The organism is Clostridium sp. MCC353 (assembly GCF_018785315.1).
Lineage (GTDB): Bacteria > Bacillota > Clostridia > Lachnospirales > Lachnospiraceae > CHH4-2.
Genome location: NZ_WQPN01000012.1, coordinates 17,367 through 30,759, shown reverse-complemented (window position 1 = coordinate 30,759; position 13,393 = coordinate 17,367). Strand labels below are relative to the sequence as shown.

Below are 13,393 nucleotides of genomic sequence, written 5' to 3'. Positions count from 1 at the left end.
TACACTCCCTTATTTTACGTTCTGGCTCACCCAGTTATCTACTTCATCCGGGGTAGACGGAAGAACTACGTTCTCATCTAAGAACCATTTCTTCGCCTCTTCTACTTTGTCGATGATCTCCTGGGGGATTTTTACGTTGCTTCCTTCCACGCTATAGCCTACAGCCCCTTCTTTCAGGCCCCAGACCTTTGCGCCGCTCTTCCATGTGCCGTCGGCCACAGTCTTCACCTCATCATAAACGATGTTTGGAAGTTCATAGGTAGCCGTCGCGATAATTTCGTCCGGGCTGGTGCTGTTCTGGTTCACGCCGGTTCCGATGGCATATCCGCCGTCCTCTTTTGCCGCGTTAAACACGCCCATTCCGGAACCTCCCGCTCCCTGTAAGATGATGTCCACGCCCTGTTTGTACATGGAATCCGCCATCTCTTTCGCCTTGGCCGGATCGTTGAAGGAACCTACATAAGAGGCTGTCACTTCCACATCCGGGTTGGCGTATTTCGCTCCGGCGGTAAAACCGGCTACAACGGAGTTTAACAGCGGGATATCGAGGCCCATAACCGCGCCGATCTTATTGTCAGCGTTAATCTTGTCAAAACCTTCTTCTTTTGTTAAATATCCGGCCAGCACGCCGCATAAGAAGGACTGGTCGGCCCCGTTTTTAGAGATGGAGCTCACATTATCAAGAGCGACCACGGTATCGATGATTGTGAAGTTCTGTTTCGGATATTCGCCTGCAACCTGCTCTAAAGCCGATGCGGAATCAGCTCCCAGGGCCAGTACCAGGTCATATTCCCCGGTCTGGGCAAAATCTCTCAGCATGGTAACCACTTCACCGTTGGAGCTGGGTTCTGAATAATCATAGGTAATCTTCAAATCCGCTTTTGCCTTCTCCAGACCGCTGTTTACCATGTCGTTAAAGTTGTTGTCTCCCAAACCTGCTGTGGTATAGACCACTCCGATCTTGACGCCGCCTTCTGTTTCCTCAGGAATCTCAATTTTCTTGCCGCAGGCAGTCAGGGACATGGCCGCCAGTGATGCCGCCATCGCAAGCGCTGCTAATCTTGTAACTCTTCTCATAATCCGTTCCTCACTTTCATCTCTTTCACTTTCATCTTTCTCATTTCATTAATCAAACAGTTTTGCCAGACTTTCCGTATATGGCGCCCTGCAGATCCCTTTTTCCGTTACAATCCCTGCGATCAGGCTGTGGTCCGTCACATCAAAAGCCGGATTGTAGCATTTCACTTCTTCTAAAGCCATAGGCTTTTCATAGAATTTCTTCTTGATTTCATCCGGGTTGCGCAGTTCAATCTCAATATCCGCTCCGGTTTTGCAGTTCATATCTATGGTTGAGGTAGGGCCTAACACGTAGAATGGGATTCCATAGTGTTTTGCCAGGATCGCCACTCCGCTGGTTCCGATCTTATTGGCCGCGTCCCCATTGGCTGCCACCCGGTCACAGCCTACGAAACAGGCCTGTACCCATCCGTTCTTCATGACCATGGACGCCATGTTGTCACAGATCAGAGTCACGTCCACACCGGCTTTTGCCAATTCGTAGGAAGTCAGCCGGGCTCCCTGCAGAAGCGGCCTGGTTTCATCGGCAAACATGCGGAATTCCATTCCTCTCTCTTTTCCCAGAAGAATCGGCCCTAAGGCGGTTCCGTAACAAGATGTGGCCAAAGGCCCTGCGTTGCAATGGGTCAGGATGCCGTCCCCGTCTTTTACAAGGGTTAATCCAAACTCGGAAATGGCGCGGCACATGGCGATATCCTCTTCCTGGATCTTCCTGCTTTCGGCTTCCAGCAGGCATTTAATCTCTTTCACAGGCGTTCCCTTATGGCTTATCACCACTTCTTCCATCCTCTTTAACGCCCAGCTCAGATTCACCGCCGTAGGCCGGGAGGAATTTAAATATTCCTTGTGCTTCCTGAACGTTTCAAGAAAAACGTCATAGTCCTCCGTTTCAATGGAGCGGGCCAGCACATAGATGCCGTATCCGGCGCAGATGCCGATGGCAGGCGCTCCCCTCACCTTCAGTTCAAAAATAGCGTCATAAATATCCTCTGCCGTCTCCAGCGTCAGATATTCCGTAATGTTAGGCAGCTTTGTCTGATCGATAATAACGAGTTTTCCCTCTTCGTTCAGTCTCACATTATCAGCGCCTGCGGTTATTTCCTGATTCATCCTTCCTGTCCCTCCTATTCTCTTCCTATGAGAAAACCTGCTTTAAATTCGGGAGAAGAAAATGCCTCCCCAAAGTCTTTCAGGTCATATAATTTCACATCCGGCAGCTTTACGCGTCCGCTGGCCAGAAGCTTTAACGCCGGCTCAAATGGGCCGCACCTGCTCCCCACCAACGTGATCTCATTGACCACCAGGGAGGTCATATCCACGTTAGCCAGGCCGCTGTACGTGCTCTTTAATATGATGACGCCCTGTCTGCGCACAATCTTGAGCGCCAGTTCAATCCCGCTGGCCGAACCTGTGGCATCCACCACATTGTCAAAGGTTTCCTCCGTCTTTGTAACGGTCTTCCCGTACTCCTTAAACAGTTCCAGCTTTTCTTCATGCTTTCCGATCACCGTCAAATCCGTCCCGGTAAGGGCCAGCACCTGGGCGATCATAAAGGCCAGCCGTCCGTCTCCGATCAAAGCCGTCTTGGATTCCGGTTTGATATGTACCTGGGACAATATTTCCAGCGCCGCAGCCAGGGGCTCCGTAAATACCGCAACCTCTGTGGGAAGGCTTTCCGGCACCTCATGGAGCAGATGGTTTTCTATGGTCATGTACTCCGCAAAGCAGCCGTCCTTTCCGCCGCTCATGCCCAAAGTCCTGCGGCTTTCGCAGTGTTTCTCCCTTCCGGTTTTACAGTATAAGCAGTTCTGGCAGCCTGCGTTGATCTCTCCTGCCACCCGTTTGCCAACCCAGAACGGATCTTTGGATTCTTCCACAATGCCGATGAACTCATGTCCCATCACGCCTCTGAAATCCGGCCGGTATCCCTTTAAAATCTCTTTATCCGTGTTGCAGACCCCGCTGACTAAAATCCGCACCAGGCTTTCCGTATCCCCCGGCTTTGGTATCTCCCTGTCTTCCGTATAAACTGCCTGTGTTCCGTCATAACAAAGTGCTTTCACCCTTACGCCTCCTTTCCCATGCGGATAATTGAAGCGGTTACCAGTTGTTTAAAATCCTTTGAAACCCTCTGGGCCGTCTCATAAACCTCTTCATGGGACAGGGCCTGATCCGACATACCGGCTCCCAGATTAGAGATACAGGAAATTCCGCAGATTTTCATGCCCATATGGCTTGCAGCCACCGCTTCGCAGGCCGTGCTCATCCCCACTGCGTCCGCCCCCAGAATCCTGCACATCTTCACCGTGGCCGGCGTCTCGAATTCCGGCCCCGTAAGCTGGATATAAACGCCTTCGCGCACGGTCACTCCCAGCCGTCCGGCCTCCTGCCGGATGATCTGTCTCAGTTCTTCCTTGTAAACCGTGGACATATCGCAGAATCTGGGCCCCAGCTCGTCCAGGTTTGGCCCGATCAGCGGAGACGGCACAAATGTGGAAATCTGATCCCGGATGATCATAAAATCCCCTGCCTGGTAATCGTAATTGACGCTTCCCGCCGCATTGGTTAAAAACAAAATCTCCGCTCCCATGAGCTTCATCAAACGGGTGGGCAGCACCACGTCCTCCATGGAATATCCCTCGTAGTAATGAACCCGGCCCTGCATGAGCACCACCGGAACATCTTCCACCCAGCCGAAGATAAAACGCCCCTTGTGGCCCGGAACCGTGGAAACAGGAAAATCTTCGATGTCCTTATATTCAATCACTGCCTCCTGTCTGATCCCGTCTCCATAATCTCCCAGCCCGGAACCTAAAATCAGGGCCACCTTGGGGACAAACGGAATCCTGTCTTTGATACTCTCATAGCATTTCAATAACCGTCCGTAAGCATTGTCCATAAATAAACGCTCCTCCTATTCTTCTATAACAACCGGTGTTCCGACACTGCATGCCATATGGTAAATCTTGGCCGCATCTTCCAGATACACGCTGTTTATATACGCCTCATCCAGTGATCCTCCCACCGCTACCGCTCCGTGGTTGGCCATCAGGCACGCATTCTTTCTTTCCAAAACCGGCGCCGCGTTGATTCCAACTTCTGCGCTTCCCTGGGCCGCGTAAGGGCTGACCTCCACGCTTCCCTTTAAAAATGGGATCATTTCAATCAAAATCACAGGAATCTCCCGGTGCAGCACAGCAAAGCTTGTGGCATATGGGGAATGGGTATGTACAATGGCCTTAACATGAGGCAGCCGGCGGTAAATCTCCGCATGCATCCTCCATTCGGAAGAGGGTTTGTGGATTCCTTCGATCACATTGCCATCCAGATCGATGATAACCACATCTTTTTCTTCCATGATCTCATAGTCGTAAGAACTTGGCGTGATGAGGATATGCCCCTCATCCCGGCAGAATATGCTCATATTCCCGCTGGTGCCTGCCATCAGCTTTTCCCGGTAAGCCTTCTTCGCCGTCCCTACCAGTTGTTTTTTCATTTCCTCGTATTGATTCTTCAATGTTTTTCTCTCCATTTCTTCCGTTCTGTCCGCCAGGGTGTGATTGAACATTCATTTCTGCCATCTGTGCACTCCAGAATGCGTCAATTCCCGCATACGGTGACCTTCACCCGGGCTTCCTCCAGTTTTTTTGAAAGCACCGGATCACCCTCAAGAGGCTGTTCCACGATCAGATGCTGCACCGCTTCCAGGCCGCTCACGATAAACGCCGCGTGTCTGCCGATCTTGGTTCTGTCCGCCACAAAATAGCACTGATCCGCCTGCCGGATCATCTTCCTGCGCACGTCCGCCTCTTCCTGGCGGTAATCCGTAATCCCGGCTTCCACGCTGATGCCGGCGCTGCTTAAAAACACCTTGTCCGCATGATACCTCTCCAGCGCCTCCAAAACCATGCTCCCGTTAAATGATCCCGTATTCCGGTCCAGTTCCCCTCCCAGCATGAGAACCCTGACCTGGGGGTTTTTGGACAACTGGTATGCGGTGGCTAAGGAGTTGGTTATCACCGTAACTTTCATCCCCTTCTCCTCAATGGCCGAAGCAATGTATCTGGCCGTGGTGCTGCAGTCCAGTATGATGATGTCGTTTTTCGCGATAAATTCCGTACACTGACGCCCTAATGCGGTCTTTTCCTTTTGATAGAGCTGTTCTCTCACATTCACGGAAGTTTCATTTCCATAACCTTCTTTTAAATAAGCGCCTCCATGAACCCGGCAGATCTGCTGCTGCTTCTCCAGCTTTTCCAGATCTTTGCGTATGGTTTCCTCCGATACGTTCATGCCCTTGCTCAGTTCCGCCACCAGCACGATCTTGTTTTTTTCCAGTTTTTCCATGATGTATCTGGCCCGTTCCATTGCTATCATCCGCAATCCCCCTTCTGGTGATTTTCCCCACTTTTACCGTTTATTTGTTATTTCTTTATACATATTATACAACACGGATGGTGGTTGTCAATGCGTTTTTCTGTGTTTTTCTTTTATTTTTTGTGTTTTCCTTTGGTTTTTGGTTACAAAATTGGTTTTATCTGTGTTTTTCCAATTCTATTTTAAAATACAGTCCCGCATTTGTCGAACTTTGTCGAAAAAATACAGGTTCCTGTCAACAAGAAAGAATTCCGCTTGCGGGTTTCTCCGCCTGCGGCGGGCCGCTTCAGCGACATAATTCCCTACCGCCGCATTCTATGCGATACGCAGTGCGATCCCATAGCCAACAAAGCTGGCATAGGAGGGCTTTTATATTTCATAGGCCGCACGTTCCTATAAAATATAAAATATCCGGGAAATCTCTGTTACAAAAGATTTCCCGGATATTCCCTGTATCCATATTAATACAACACAGCCTCTATTTATGTACCACCGCTTCATACTCTTCAATCACGGTTTCCTCACCCTGGTAATTCTCATACCGGTGGGCTTCTTTATTAAAATACTGCCCTTCGAACACCCCGATCATCGTTCCCGACAATTCAAGGCATATTTCATTCTGACCGTTTTTCAGTATGCAGCCCGGAACCTCCCAGCGGTAACCGCTCCAGGCTTTGGTGCCCAGACAGCATCCGTTTATGATGAGAGTGGCGCTGTCCTGGAGCCAGGCATCCCTGATGACAAATTCCACGCTCTGTCCCGGCGCAGGCAGTTTTAAATCCATGCTGCAGCTATATGAAATTGTCCCCGCGTAATGAGGAACCTTGTCTCTGCGTCCGTCTTTCATGCATCCCCAGTCCGGCAGCTTTACCAGGCGGCTCATCTGGTTATCCAGTTCCACGCCGAAATTTCCCACGAGATAGAGAGGGCTGTTCAGGCCGTCAAAGGTTTTTGCCGCATTTACGGTTACTGTGATTTCATTCATTCCCGGTTTCAGGAAGCCGGTTATATCCGCAGCCTGGTTGTCGGGCAGGAACAGGCTCTTGGTCCTGAAGTCTTCTTGTCTGAGCTCATGGCCGTTGATACGGATCGTCCAATCCCCCCGTATTCCATAAGGCTCCATGACCAGATCCACCGGGTTCATGCAAATGCCTTCTTCCGCCGCTTCGAACCGGGTCTGATAGCAGTAGGCATCTTCCGTCAGCAGCAGCGTTTTCGGACATCCAAACTGCTTGCGGGGCTCAAGAGGGATCATCATCCGGCCTTTTTCAAGCTGGTCGATAACCGGCATCGGCTCTATGAGGCCGGCGGATTCCTGTCCGGTCCCTTCAGCTTTCAGCTCCCACCAGCCCAGGCGCAGGGCATTCTGCGACTTGAGTTCCATCTTCCACTCCCTGTCCAAAGAGATCTCCCAGGAAATATCGGCTTTTTGGGGCAGTTCCAGATATCCGTCTTCTCCCAGGCGGTAATAACCCGATTGAAGCGGTTCCATTTTCCATGTTCCCCGTATGATGTTTCCGCCAATCAGGCGCTCCCGGTCACTGGAATTCACAATGAAATACAGCCTGCTGCCGTCCGCCTCTTCATACTCCACAGAAAGGATATCCTCTGTTCCCAATCCGTCCGCGGCTTCCAGCCGGTATCCGCCGGCCGCGTTTTCCAGCCTGCGGCACAGCTCCTCCGGGGAGGCCCCATAAAAAGCATTGTCCCGGCCGGAAGAAAACCATTCTTTCATCCAGGGCCCCGGATCCTCCTTCATAATTCTTCTGTCCGCCAGGCATCCTTCCGCTCCCAGCATTCCTCCGGCTTCCGCATACTCCCTGATCTTCCGGAAACAATTGTCCTCTATATTTGTCATGGAAGGCAGGACGATGAGGGAAAACTCCTCTCCATTAATGGAAATGACGGTTCCATTTCTCCCCTTTTTCACCTGGCCATTTTCCAAAAGCTGGGGATCGATGATGTAATAATCTAAACGGTGTTCCAAAAGAGTTCGCTGAAGACAGCCAAATTCCTCTCTCAGCAGTTCCTTTTCCTCTTCCTTTGCCGTCCATACGGAAGTTACCGGATCTACCAGGAGCACGGGCACGTTTCTCTTACAGGTTCTGCTGGTATGAATCAGCCGGTCCGCATATTCGCTTAATAATTTCATATCCTTCCACCAGGGCATCTGATAAAATGCCGACGGCGGCGCGTCGTGTTTTTTCAGCCCGTTGGTGGTGTAATAATAAGCGTGGATCACGAACCAGTCCACCCCATGAACCGTCAGCCAGTCAAAGGTCCATTTCATGTCCTGAAGGGTCATTCCCCATCCGATGCTGTGGAACGCCTCGCACAAAGCCGCATCCCGTCCATAAAAATGCTCCGCGGATGAGATCATCTTCCCGTTGGCCCGGTATTTCCCCGGCGTCATGGCCGGTTTGGCCCCCACTTTCTGATGCCCCGCATCAATTCCGGGACAGTGGGCGAATTCCAGTTCTTTGCTCCTCAGTATGGGCTTTTCTCCGATAAAACGGACGCCATGCTCACAGCACCACTGGTAAACCTGCTTATCATAACTCTCTATAAACGCATCGGTGCACGTATTCCAATAAGCGTACAAAACCCGGTCCGTCATCTCCCCCATGGAGATGTCAAAGAGCACAGGCAGATATTCCAGAATGTCAATTCCCGTCCTCTCCCGGATCATATCCGGCAGAAGAGGGGACCAGGGGCGCTCCGGAGGAAACGCGGTGATTTCATCCGTAAAAATGCCTTTGATGGTCTTTCCAAACTCTTCGCCAAACCGTTTCCTGTACCTCTCATGGGTCGTTTCCAGAAAATGGCGGATCGCTTTGGGATTCATGGTATCCACATAGGTGTTGAAATATTTAAAACCAGTCATCACCACCTCGGTGAACACATAAATCTGCCACTTTCCCTCCGGCGCCGTCCACCACAGGCGTCTGGCCTGCTGCCCGGTAAAATACCGTTTGTGGTTGTATTCCGTCAGACCGCTGAACTGGAATACCTCTTCCTCATAGGCGGTCCCTATGTATTCAGACAGGTCCATCCCATGTTCCCAGTCTGTCACACCATTCATGGACGGATAAGCTTTTGCGGACAGGATTTTCCCCCACGGCATATCCATCACAACCGTTTCCCCCGGTTCCGCCAGATATTCTTTCTTATCCAGCATTTTGCACTGGTATTCCGGGTGGTCAAGGGTCACCTGCCCCGCGGTCACTCCGCTGGGATAAGGATATTCATCATAAAGCCACACTTCCATATCAAGTTTCGCCGCCTGTTCCACTGCCAGGTCTATGCGCTCAAAATACGCTTCCGACATGTAAGGGAGTTCCATTCCCTGTCTGGGATGAATGATAAACCCCTTAATTCCCTGATCGTGCATTTCCCCGATCTGGCGCACAATTTCCTCTTTATCCATGATCCCGTTCCAGAACCAGAACGGCTGGATTCCTAATTTCAAGTCATTTTTCCGCATCATACATCTGTTAAATCCTCCCGTAATAATTCTTAGAAACAAGAAAGCCCTCTTTTTCCAGCCGTTCCAGGTCAAACCGGTAAGGAAGCCCCGCACAGTCAGGGAAATAAAATCTTCCGTCCCTGCGCTCCGGCCTGATGTCCATATAATCCACCAGCGGCTGGTTACACGGTTCTAAAAATTCCGTTATGGCATTTTCACCCGCGTTGGCGATCATGATGGTAGAAAGCATGGGAAGCCCGCCGGTGGAGATCATGGCCCCGTATTCTTTGGCCAGCTTATTCACCTCCAGCCAGTCCTCAATTCCGCCGAAATTTGAAGCTGTGGGCTGAAAATGCTTCACTCCCGCCTCAGCCATGGGCTGGAACAGATAATGGTTCAAAAACGTCTCCCCCAGCGAAACCGGCACGCTGCACTTGGAAACCAGCTCCCGGTATCCCAGGAAATCATAGCTGTGAATGGGTTCTTCATACCAGGCGATATCGTATTCCTCCACCCGCTTGATGAACTCCAGGGCCTGATGCACGTTAAATGCCTGGTTGGCGTCCAATGCCAGCGAGACGTCCGGCCCAATGGTTTTCCGCACCAGCTTCACCCGTTCCACATCCCGGTCCAGTTTGGTCCCAAAATCCGTGGCCACTTTCATTTTCACCGTCTTATGGCCAAATGACAGAAACCGTTCCATCTCTTCGGCCAGTTCCTTTCCTTCCAAATGAGTGCTTCCGCCGCTTCCATAGACGTCCACCCATTCCCGGTCCGACCCCAGCAGTTTATGGGCCGGAAGCCCTTCCCGCTTGGCCGCAATATCCAAAAGGGCATACTCAAATCTTCCAATCTCCTTTGTGGTTTCCCCGGCCAGGCCGTTGTTCCTGAGTTTCCAATAGACAAAATCCACCCACTCCCCGAACGTCTTTTTTTCTCCGTTCAGAATCAGCGGAAGGATCCTTTCGGTCATAATAGAAGAACAGGGAATCTTTCCACTCACCCCGTCGCTGTCATAAAGTTCCAGCAAATGATCGATTTTTGTATACAAAAACGGCCCGCCCGTGGCATCATAAAAGGGCGCCTTCTGCGGGATCGGCTTTAAGGAATACACCACCGCCCGGTCAAATTTAATCTCAATCTTTCTATAGTCCATCATAATCCCCCTAAAAAACGTTCCCATTATACAGCAAGGGCTGCCGCAAAATGCACAATAACGAGTTTTTCATTATCTTTCCTGCATTTTACGACAGCCCTGTCATTTATTTGTTCTTGTTAGCCAGATATTCCTGCTGCATTTCTGTCAGCTTAGCTGCCCATCCGTCACAAACTTCCTGTGCGGTTTTGTCGCCCATCATAACGGCCTGGAAATCAGCTACGATGTCATTTTTAGCATACTCTGCATATCCGTCCAGATAGATCGGGAACTGCGCGAATACAATGCTTGGATCTGTTTCAAAATCTGCATATGTTTTGAAGTAAACGTTGTCTTTGTACCAATCCTGCTCATAAACACCTGTGTTAACCGGTACGCGGCCTTCGTTCTGGTCTACATATCCAGCGCCTTCAGCAGATGCTAAATACTGCGCGAATAAAATAGCTTCTTCCGGATGCTCTGTGCTCTTAAATACTACAGATCCCATAAATGTCGGGGATTTGCAGACTGCGATTCCGTCTTCGCCGGCCATCGGTTTGATCGGAAGGAAATTGCCTTCGCCCAGGTTTGTCTCATGTTCGGATACGGATGAAGAGTTGTGCATGATGTACTGAGCTGTACCTGCGCCGAACTCCGCTACCATCTCTCTGTAGCCGTTGGAGATCGCATCATGGGATACCAGTCCGTCTTTATAGAGGTTTGCGTAAGCGTCAAGGCCTTCTACAACCTTAGGATCGTTTAATGTGCTGGTTCCGTCTTCATTGAAGAAGGATTTCTGTCCGCCGTAGGATAAGATGAACATGAATAAGTTCTCAGCAGATCCTGAACCGCCTCTCAATGAGAAGTAGTATTTACCGTCTTTTGCATATTCCTTGCAGTATTCCTGTAACTGTGCAATGGTGGTTGCAGGCTCAATGCCCTGCTCCTCATGCCATTTTGTGTTATACCAGGAAGTTTCCTGTGTTTTGCCATATCCCAGCATGTACAGGTTATCATCCTGCGCATAGAATCTGGCCTGTTCGATGATGTTTGGAAGCATCTGGTCTTTCTCTTCCCACTGGTTGAAGGAATCGTCTAACTGAAGCAGAGCGTCCTGTGCAACTAACGCATATAAGTCTTTATCACTGATGGTACCTACGTCAGGTGTGCTTTCTGTAACAACTGCGGTGTTGAATTTCTGTGTGTAGGAATCAGATGCAAGACCTGTGTATTCAATTGTGATCCAAGGATATTTCTCCTCGAATTTTTTAATCAGTTCCGCATAAATCGGGTTGGATGTGGTGTTGCCGTCTCTGTGCCAGAATGTCAGAGTAACCGGCTCCTTGTCCGCGGCTGCCTCTGTGTCTTTTGCCGCTTCTGTGCCTTTTGCTTCGCCTGCCGCAGTGGTAGCTGCCTCTGCCGCTGTTGTAGCTGCTGTTGTCGGTTCGCTCTTGGCTCCGCCGCCGCATCCTGCTAACCCCATTACCATAGCTGCCGCTAAAGTTACTGATAGAATTTTCTTCATAAAATTTCTCTCCTTTTCCCTTTCTACATTGTTTGTTGTGTTTATATTTACCCCTTTACTGCTCCGGAGGATAAACCTGATACTAAATATTTCTGGATATAAGCGAATAATAACAATACCGGAATCAACGCCATCACACATCCTGCTGCCAGACATCCGTATGCCACGGTGAATTCACCCTGCATCAGTCTCAGTCCGATTGGAAGTGTGAAGAATTTTTCCTTGCTCAGGAATGTAAATGCGTATACATATTCATTCCAGGAACTTACGAATGAAAACGCTCCCGCCGCCACGATACCAGGTGCGATGGTGGGCACTACAATCTTGAAAATAGACTGCAAAATAGAACATCCGTCAATCTGCGCCGCCTCTTCAAGGGCCGGTGAAACTCCGGCTACGAAACCGCTCATCATGATCATACAGAACGGGATTCTTACGGTCGCATAGGTGAGGATCAAGGAATATGGGGAGTTTACAATTCCCATATTTCTGAAGATTACGAACAGCGGGATCATCAGCACTACGCCCGGGAACATCTGTGAAACCAGCAGGATCAGGTAAGAAACTCCTTTTCCCTTAAATTTATATCTGGCAATCGCATATCCGCCGAAAATGGAGATCAGGGTACATGCAATTGTGCTGACGCCGGTTACAAATACACTGTTGAAGAAGTAGTGGTCAAAGCCCATGTTTTCCCAGATATATTTGTAGTTGTCAAATGTAAATGGCGACGGCCAATATTTGATCGGCAGCTGCAGCATGGATGATTCTTCTTTAAAGGAGGTAACTACCGTCCAGTAAATCGGGAACATAATGAGCAGGAACAGAGCAATTAAAGGAATATTTACCGCTACAATACGGAAGATGCGTTTCTTTAACTTTTTCTTCTGGCCGTATGTCATTATAAATCACCTTCCTTTCCAAATCCTCCGACAAAGGCGTAAACCGCCGCAAAGACTGCCAGCATGATAGCCATCGTGGCCGCCATGGCGCTGGAATATCCGATATCCAGACCTTCATTAAACCGGGTCATCAGGTATAACGGAAGTGTCATCGTCGCATTGTTCGGGCCTCCTGCGGTCATACCTGCGATGATATCCACGATGTTGAATGTCCAGATGGTTCTAAGCATGGTTGTCAGAATAACCGTATTTTTAATGAGAGGCATTGTAATGTGTGTAAATTTATACCAAGTACCGGCTCCGTCCACATCGGCTGCCTCATAATAATCTCCCGGGATCGACTGAAGAGCCGCCAGGAACGATACAGCGAAGAACGGGATGCCTCTCCATGTTGTGGTGAAGATCAGAACGCCTCTCGCTCTGGCTCCTGTCGCAAACCACGGAATCCTTTCACTGATAATGCCAAGTTTCATCAGCAGGTCATTTACAACACCGGTCTGTCCGGTAAACATGTAGCTGAACACAAGGGCAACTACCATACCGCCGAACGCCCATGGGGAGAACACGATCATACGGTAAATCTTACGTCCCTTAAATTCAATATTCATCAGGATTGCAACCGCAAGTCCTAATGTAGCCTGCAGAATAACGTTCCAAAATGTCCAGATCAAGGTATTGTATAAGGATTTATAAAATACCGGATCTTTTAAAAGCGCCTGATAGTTTTCCAACCCGATAAAGCCGTAATCCTTTGGCCTGGTAAGAATGTAGTTATGAAAACTGTTGTAAAATGTCATGAAGATCGGGTAGAACATGAATACCGCGATCATTGCCATAGCAGGCAGAAGCATTAAATACGGGGCGCTTCTTTTCGTCATAATTCCACTTTTCTTTTTCATCTGCTTCAATTC

General features: G+C 49.6%; 11 protein-coding genes. All 11 read right to left on the bottom strand.

The genetic code is table 11. The features are described from left to right. Positions 1–9: 9 nt before the first annotated feature. Entirely contained in the window at positions 10–1,077 is a 1,068-nt protein-coding gene (locus tag GPL15_RS02920) for a BMP family ABC transporter substrate-binding protein (protein WP_215695837.1), read from the bottom strand. A 48-nt stretch (positions 1,078–1,125) separates the two neighbouring features. After that, entirely contained in the window at positions 1,126–2,187 is a 1,062-nt protein-coding gene (gene mtnA, locus GPL15_RS02915) for an S-methyl-5-thioribose-1-phosphate isomerase (protein ID WP_215695829.1), read from the bottom strand. A 14-nt stretch (positions 2,188–2,201) separates the two neighbouring features. Further along, a complete protein-coding gene (locus GPL15_RS02910) occupies positions 2,202–3,140 on the bottom strand; it encodes an alcohol dehydrogenase catalytic domain-containing protein (RefSeq protein WP_215695827.1) in 939 nt (312 codons plus the stop codon). Positions 3,141–3,142: 2 nt separating this feature from the next. Then, positions 3,143–3,976 (bottom strand): purine-nucleoside phosphorylase, encoded by an 834-nt coding sequence (locus GPL15_RS02905; RefSeq protein WP_215695826.1) that lies wholly within the window; start codon positions 3,974–3,976, stop codon positions 3,143–3,145. A 15-nt stretch (positions 3,977–3,991) separates the two neighbouring features. Continuing rightward, positions 3,992–4,594, bottom strand: coding sequence for a class II aldolase/adducin family protein (locus GPL15_RS02900; protein WP_252198062.1), 603 nt, complete (start codon positions 4,592–4,594; stop codon positions 3,992–3,994). A gap of 83 nt (positions 4,595–4,677) precedes the next feature. Further along, on the bottom strand, positions 4,678–5,454 hold the full coding sequence (locus GPL15_RS02895; protein WP_215695824.1) for a DeoR/GlpR family DNA-binding transcription regulator: 777 nt from the start codon (positions 5,452–5,454) through the stop codon (positions 4,678–4,680). 478 nt (positions 5,455–5,932) lie between these two features. Then, on the bottom strand, positions 5,933–8,941 hold the full coding sequence (locus tag GPL15_RS02890) for a glycosyl hydrolase (protein WP_215695823.1): 3,009 nt from the start codon (positions 8,939–8,941) through the stop codon (positions 5,933–5,935). A gap of 7 nt (positions 8,942–8,948) precedes the next feature. Continuing rightward, complete coding sequence (locus GPL15_RS02885; RefSeq protein WP_252198061.1) at positions 8,949–10,079, bottom strand: mandelate racemase/muconate lactonizing enzyme family protein; 1,131 nt, start codon at positions 10,077–10,079, stop codon at positions 8,949–8,951. Between the two features lie 103 nt (positions 10,080–10,182). Beyond that, positions 10,183–11,580, bottom strand: a complete 1,398-nt coding sequence (locus tag GPL15_RS02880) for a sugar ABC transporter substrate-binding protein (RefSeq protein WP_215695821.1) — start codon at positions 11,578–11,580, stop codon at positions 10,183–10,185. A gap of 47 nt (positions 11,581–11,627) precedes the next feature. Beyond that, positions 11,628–12,482, bottom strand: coding sequence for a carbohydrate ABC transporter permease (locus GPL15_RS02875; RefSeq protein WP_215695819.1), 855 nt, complete (start codon positions 12,480–12,482; stop codon positions 11,628–11,630). Further along, positions 12,482–13,381 (bottom strand): sugar ABC transporter permease, encoded by a 900-nt coding sequence (locus GPL15_RS02870; protein ID WP_252198060.1) that lies wholly within the window; start codon positions 13,379–13,381, stop codon positions 12,482–12,484. Before GPL15_RS02870 ends, GPL15_RS02875 begins: the two co-directional genes overlap by 1 nt. Between the last annotated feature and the right edge of the window lie 12 nt (positions 13,382–13,393).

Coding starts and splice junctions, on each gene's coding strand:
- GPL15_RS02870 (WP_252198060.1), bottom strand. CDS start 13,381: ATGAAAAAGAAAAGTGGAATTATGACGAAAAGAAGCGCCCCGTATTTA.
- GPL15_RS02920 (WP_215695837.1), bottom strand. CDS start 1,077: ATGAGAAGAGTTACAAGATTAGCAGCGCTTGCGATGGCGGCATCACTG.
- GPL15_RS02895 (WP_215695824.1), bottom strand. CDS start 5,454: ATGATAGCAATGGAACGGGCCAGATACATCATGGAAAAACTGGAAAAA.
- GPL15_RS02905 (WP_215695826.1), bottom strand. CDS start 3,976: ATGGACAATGCTTACGGACGGTTATTGAAATGCTATGAGAGTATCAAA.
- GPL15_RS02880 (WP_215695821.1), bottom strand. CDS start 11,580: ATGAAGAAAATTCTATCAGTAACTTTAGCGGCAGCTATGGTAATGGGG.
- GPL15_RS02875 (WP_215695819.1), bottom strand. CDS start 12,482: ATGACATACGGCCAGAAGAAAAAGTTAAAGAAACGCATCTTCCGTATT.
- mtnA (WP_215695829.1), bottom strand. CDS start 2,187: ATGAATCAGGAAATAACCGCAGGCGCTGATAATGTGAGACTGAACGAA.
- GPL15_RS02890 (WP_215695823.1), bottom strand. CDS start 8,941: ATGATGCGGAAAAATGACTTGAAATTAGGAATCCAGCCGTTCTGGTTC.
- GPL15_RS02885 (WP_252198061.1), bottom strand. CDS start 10,079: ATGATGGACTATAGAAAGATTGAGATTAAATTTGACCGGGCGGTGGTG.